The following is a 5,275-nucleotide window of genomic DNA, read 5'->3' on the forward strand; positions in this document are numbered from 1 at the left end:
CCCCCGGACGGATTCCGTCCGGGGGCCTCGGCGTTTCAGACTTGGGGCGCGTCATCTCGACGGCGGGTGCTGCGTGAGGGCATGAATTCTCATGGCGCGCACGGAGTTACGGTGTCCGAATAGTCCCATTTGATTCGGGTGCTACCCGGGGGTGCCCTTACCAGTTGAAAGGGTGGGGCGGGGTGGAATTGGGAGATTGCCCCGGAGAGCGTTCCGGGGCGCGCGGTGGGTCAATCTCTCACGGGGAAGGACGAACGGCCGTTTCCGTGGCGGAGAGCGGTGTGCGAATGGTGAATCGGGGTCGGCGGGGCCGGGTCTGTGGCTATCGCGGCGAGAAGGCGGTCGCGGAGGGCGGGCGGCGGCGGGACGGCCGGCGCGGACGCGGCCAGCGCGAGCGCTTCTCGGGTCTGCTGCACTTCCAGGGTGAAGGCGGCGCGCAGTACGGGGTCGTCGGTATCCAAAAGGTCCGCCACTGCGCGCTGATCTTCGTCGCCGATCGATCCGAGCGCGACAGTGTGCGCGAGATCGATCTGGCTTTCGTTCATCTCACGTCACTCCCAAACTTTTCTTGAGTCGTGTCAGTCCGTCCCGAATACGGGACTTAACGGTAGGTAACCCTACGCCCAGATAGGCCGCCACCTCGGCATATGTCCGACCGCCGAAGTACGCGAGAGAGATCGCCTCCCGCTGCGTCTCGGTCAGGGTGGCCAGCCCGGCGAGTACCGCCTGCTGCTCCAGTCGTCGCCCGACCTCTTCGGTGACCTCGTCGAATTCGTTACCGAGGGTGCTGGTGCCGTACGCGACCTCACGCTGGGCGTGGGCCTGTTCGGCGCGGACTCGGTCGACCGCGCGGCGATGGGCCAGCGTCATCAACCAGGTGACAGCCGATCCCTTGTTGGGATCGAAATTGGCGGCCGTGCGCCAGATCTGGAGATAGACCTCCTGAGTGGTCTCCTCCGCGTATCCCGGATCGTGGAGCACGCGTAGGACCAGGCCGAACACTCGCGCGCTGGTGCGGTCGTACAGCTCGGCGAAGGCCTGCTGATCGGACTGCCCGCAACGCTCGAGAAGTGCGGCGAGTTCGAGACTTTCGGCTGCGCGCGCCGTCACCGCAGAGTCCACGCTGGGTGCATCCACCCCTCGTCCGTCCCTCGAGCTCTGGAACGAGTCGCCCTCTGCGGCAGGCGGCCGCGTTGTCACAACGCTCCGTTCTGTGTCATCGGCCACGAGGGTAGCGTGCCGCTATGACCTCCTCTCGGGTGGGGGTATTCGGCAAAGCGACTGTGGCACAGCGATTTTCCGATATGACCGAAACGTCGCAATCGTGACATCGAAGACACGCCGTGACGCGCCGGAGGTAGCCGACCCGGCCGGGCGGTGCCGGGTGTTTGCTAGCTATTCGGCGCGCCACCCCGAAAGGATGGGAAGAATCTCGAGCCCGGCCCGCTGTCGCATCAGGGACACCGCTGGTGAACACCGGTCCCGCGCGTTTGCCGAGAGTGCCTGCGGGCGCCCGGATTACGCGACGATGCGACGGCGGTTGCGGCGGGCGTGCAGCTCGCGCTCGGTCTCCGACATGCCACCCCAGATGCCGTAGGGCTCACTGACCTTCAGCGCGTGCGAACGGCACTGCAGCAGCACCGGGCAGGCCTTGCAGATTTCCTTGGCCCGTAGCTCGCGCTGGGCCCGCGCCCGGCCGCGCTCGCCGTCGGGGTGGAAGAACACGGCGGAGTCCTGACCGCGGCAGGATCCGCGCATCTGCCAATCCCATACATCGGCGTTCGGCCCGGGGAGGTGGGTTGGCATCGGCATGGTGAACTCCTCTTGGTGCGAGCTCGTCGGCATTGTCGAGCGGTGCTGGTGGCAAACAGGTGGCCGCATCGCCGTGGCCCGGCGATCGCACTTGATCGGCGCCGCAATTCAGCACGACGCCAACGACGGCGATGACGTACGTTAGGTCGCGAAACGAATTCGAGTCAATAGCTTCATTCGACTCGAGCCGAATACCTGCACATTAGAGAATTAACATCCGCGCTATTTACAAGATGGGGTGCCTGTGGTGATACTGATTGGTTGCCCAGCGCCGTGACCTGGCCGTGATAGCCCATCCGACTGGGTAAAGCAGCAGGTAGAACAGGCTTTTTGGACCAGAATCCGGATGCCGCGATCTATGCAAGGCTCTCGATCAGAGTGATCTCAGCCATTGGACATCCCGCGCTGAGTAGGGTAGAGATGGCCGTTTCGAGGCCGCCGGGTTAATAGCGCGAAACGCTATACGAATTCCTTACGGGCGTGCTGGTCGATAGCGAGGACAGATTTACGGAGTGGAAACACAATGACTCCGGTGAATGCTGGCAGATAGCTGGCGAACTATGCTATGGCGGCCTGCTCGCACATGTCCGGCCACTGGTTACAGTGCGGCTGTGCCTGTGCTCGAAGTGAACTCCGTACTCGCCGACGCCGCGTTCGGTTCCGCGCCCGAGCGTGCTGCCGCCGGGTTGCCCGCCGCGCCCGACGCCGCCGGATCCTGGCTGCGCGCTGTCTCGCTGAGTGGAATCGGTTACTACGCCGCCGCGCGCGCCGAACTCCGCCACACCCGGCGCGCCACCACCGACCCCGCCCTGCTGTCGCTCGCCCACAGCACCGAGGCGTCGTTGCTGCGCCAGCTCGGCTGGCACAACCACGCCGCTGTCGTGGACGGGCGCGCCGCCGCCCTGGCGCTGCCCGCGCTCGCCGCCGCCGATCCCGCGCCCGCCGCGACACTCGCGGAGATCCGATCCGCGGAAGCCGTTTGCGACGCGTTGACCGGACTCGCCGCCGATGCCCTGGGCACCCTCCGCCCGGCGCTTGCCGCCCGGCTGCTGAATCGTTGCCGAAATTATCTCGACGTTCACCTGGTCACCGCCGACACGGCGTGGCGGCCGCGCGTGCGGTTGCACTGGGTGAGTGCCGAGACGGCGCTGTCGGCCCCCGGCTCCGGATTGATCTCCGCCCCCGCGCCCGATCCCGCCGCGGGCGATGGCCCGGTTCCAGCCGACCCCGCCCTGGCGCACGCCGAGGCCGCCGTCGTGCTCGCGGAAAACTCGCCCTCGCTGCGGCATCGAGTGAAATCTCGGCTACTGCTGGCCGCCGCCAGCGCCGCCGCCGGCGACCTCGATCGATCCCGTGCTCTCGCAGTCGAAGTCGATCGGGCCTGCGCCGAACACGAGTTGCTCCCGCTGCGCTGGGCCTGCGCCATGCTCCGCTCCGGTGTCGAGCCCGGTGGTGACGGCGCGGCCGTGGCGGCCGAGTGCGCGCGGTTGCTGGCCGCTCGCGGCGGGCGATTGCGTTCGGCGAGCGAGCTTCTCGGCCGTCCCTGAGTGATCCGCCGATCGTCCCTGAGTGATCTCCGGCACTTCCCTGAGACTGCCCCGAGAACGACCCCGTAACGATTGGCGCCAGTACGCCAGCCGCTATTGTTGGACCGTTCCGCCCCTCCGCGGAAGCATCGGCTCGCCATCCCGCCGCCGTGCCACTCTCGTAAACGCCAGGAACAGCTCTGACGATGAACAACACGGGTGAGGAGTTGGATCCCGCTGTCGTCGCTGCCGCAGCGCAGGGCGACCGGGCGGCCCTTTCCCAGGTACTGGTGAGCATCCGCCCCCTCGTGGTGCGGTATTGCCGTGCGCGCATCGGAACGGCCGAACGCGGCCAACTCTCCGCTGACGACGTCGCGCAGGAGGTCTGTCTGGCCGTCATGACCGCTCTTCCCCGGTATCAGGATCAGGGTCGACCGTTCATGGCGTTCGTCTACGGCATCGCCTCGCACAAGGTCGCGGACGCCCACAGAAATTCCGCCCGTAACAAGGCGGACGCCATGGCCGAAGTACCGGATGTCATATCCACCGACCAGGGACCGGAACAGCGAGCTCTCGAATCCGAAACGAGCCGACAGATGAACGCACTGTTGGCGACATTGCCGGAGAAGCATCGAGAAATCCTGATCCTTCGCCTGGTCATGGGTCTGTCGGCTGAAGAAACCGCAGTCGCCGTGGGCAGTACGGCGGGTGCTATACGAGTCGCCCAGCACCGGGCACTCGCGAAACTCAAGTCTCAAGTGGCGAGGGCAGGTGAAATGTATGGCTAGGGATGGCGAGCGCGGTCGGGGCGACTTCAAGGCGCAACCTGGATCGCAGAACAGCGGTCCCTACGCCGAGGCGTCCGGTGATACCGGGCCGGTCGATATCGCCGCGGTGCGACGCGACGATGCGCTGATCGACGCCATCTCCGGTGACGGTCCCGTGCAGACGGGTACTTCGGAGGAATACCAGCTGGCGGCCCTGTTGGCCGACTGGCGTGCGGAGATCATGGCCGAGCCTTTGCCGGCCGGACCGGACCTGGATGTCATCGTCGCCGCGGTCAATCAGGAGATCGGTGCACGACAGGCCAGAATCGGCGCGGGCAACCGCGGGCGACTACGGCTCGTCCGGCCGATCCTGGGTTCCGCGGCGGCCCTGGCACTCATCTTCGGTGGCCTGACGGCGTTCTCCTACAACGCGAGTCCCGGCGATCCGCTCTGGCGGATGAAGACCGTCGTGTTCAGCGAACAGGCTCAGTCCACCGTGGTCTCGCGGGCGGACAGCGACCTGGAACAGGCCAAGGAGCTCATCGCGCAGGGCAAGGCCGAAGAGGCCAAGCCGCTGATGGAGCGGGCCGCGGACAATGCTTCGCAGGTCAACGACTCGGGCAAGAAGGACAGCCTGACCGATCGCTGGCAGCAGCTCTACACCCAGCTGCAGGCGACGGCGCCCAAGATTGCCGAGTCGCTGGCGGCGGTGGCCCCGGCCACGACCAAGCCCCCGGTCGTGCCGTCCTCCGCGAATGTGCCGGTGTCGCCGGTCGTTCCGCCCAAGACGGATGGCAATCCGCCGACCACGGTGGATTCGTCGATCCTCGGCGGCACCAACCCGAACCCGAATCCGGCCACCGGTGGCGGCATCTCCACGCCGCCCGTGGTGCCGCCGGTGACCTCGGTGCCGACCGTGCCGCCGGTGGAGACCCAGCCGCAGACGGCGCCGCCGACCGCGGGCAATCCGACATCGGTCGCGGTGCCGACCATCGGCAATACCGGGGGTGGGACTCCGGGCGGCGGGCAGCCGCCCACCCAGCAGCAGCCGCCGGCTCAGCAGCCGATCACCATCCCGCCGGTGCTGCCGTCGTCGCTCGCCGTGCCGTCCGGACCCCCCGCGGTGCCGGTGCCGGTGCCGGGAACGCACTAGGCATGTCCCGATAGCCC

General features: G+C 67.2%; 6 protein-coding genes. 3 read left to right on the plus strand and 3 right to left on the minus strand.

Going from position 1 to position 5,275, the window contains the following annotated elements; all coding sequences use genetic code 11:
- Positions 1-230 precede the first annotated feature (230 nt).
- The 3 genes from ACFV4K_RS34545 to ACFV4K_RS34555 form a co-directional block, all read right to left on the minus strand.
- Entirely contained in the window at positions 231-545 is a 315-nt protein-coding gene (locus ACFV4K_RS34545) for a hypothetical protein (RefSeq protein WP_379280521.1), read from the minus strand.
- A gap of 1 nt (position 546) precedes the next feature.
- Positions 547-1,122, minus strand: a complete 576-nt coding sequence (locus tag ACFV4K_RS34550; RefSeq protein WP_357089901.1) for a sigma-70 family RNA polymerase sigma factor — start codon at positions 1,120-1,122, stop codon at positions 547-549.
- Between the two features lie 396 nt (positions 1,123-1,518).
- Positions 1,519-1,812 (minus strand): WhiB family transcriptional regulator, encoded by a 294-nt coding sequence (locus ACFV4K_RS34555; protein ID WP_357088823.1) that lies wholly within the window; start codon positions 1,810-1,812, stop codon positions 1,519-1,521.
- Between the two features lie 611 nt (positions 1,813-2,423).
- Here ACFV4K_RS34555 and ACFV4K_RS34560 point away from each other — a divergent pair.
- The 3 genes from ACFV4K_RS34560 to ACFV4K_RS34570 all read left to right on the plus strand — a co-directional run bounded on the left by ACFV4K_RS34560 (position 2,424) and on the right by ACFV4K_RS34570 (position 5,258).
- The gene (locus ACFV4K_RS34560; RefSeq protein ID WP_379280522.1) at positions 2,424-3,359 is read left to right on the plus strand and encodes a hypothetical protein; all 936 of its coding nucleotides are present in this window, start codon (positions 2,424-2,426) and stop codon (positions 3,357-3,359) included.
- Between the two features lie 185 nt (positions 3,360-3,544).
- A complete protein-coding gene (locus ACFV4K_RS34565) occupies positions 3,545-4,126 on the plus strand; it encodes a sigma-70 family RNA polymerase sigma factor (protein WP_154786124.1) in 582 nt (193 codons plus the stop codon).
- Positions 4,119-5,258, plus strand: coding sequence for an anti-sigma-D factor RsdA (locus ACFV4K_RS34570; protein ID WP_379280523.1), 1,140 nt, complete (start codon positions 4,119-4,121; stop codon positions 5,256-5,258). Before ACFV4K_RS34565 ends, ACFV4K_RS34570 begins: the two co-directional genes overlap by 8 nt.
- The last annotated feature ends 17 nt before the right edge of the window (positions 5,259-5,275 follow it).

The organism is Nocardia sp. NPDC059764 (assembly GCF_042732555.1).
GTDB lineage: Bacteria > Actinomycetota > Actinomycetes > Mycobacteriales > Mycobacteriaceae > Nocardia.

Excerpts from the sequence above, each read along its gene's own strand:
- ACFV4K_RS34545 (WP_379280521.1), bottom strand. The coding sequence starts at position 545 with ATGAACGAAAGCCAGATCGATCTCGCGCACACTGTCGCGCTCGGATCG.
- ACFV4K_RS34555 (WP_357088823.1), bottom strand. The coding sequence starts at position 1,812 with ATGCCGATGCCAACCCACCTCCCCGGGCCGAACGCCGATGTATGGGAT.
- ACFV4K_RS34565 (WP_154786124.1), top strand. The coding sequence starts at position 3,545 with ATGAACAACACGGGTGAGGAGTTGGATCCCGCTGTCGTCGCTGCCGCA.
- ACFV4K_RS34570 (WP_379280523.1), top strand. The coding sequence starts at position 4,119 with ATGGCTAGGGATGGCGAGCGCGGTCGGGGCGACTTCAAGGCGCAACCT.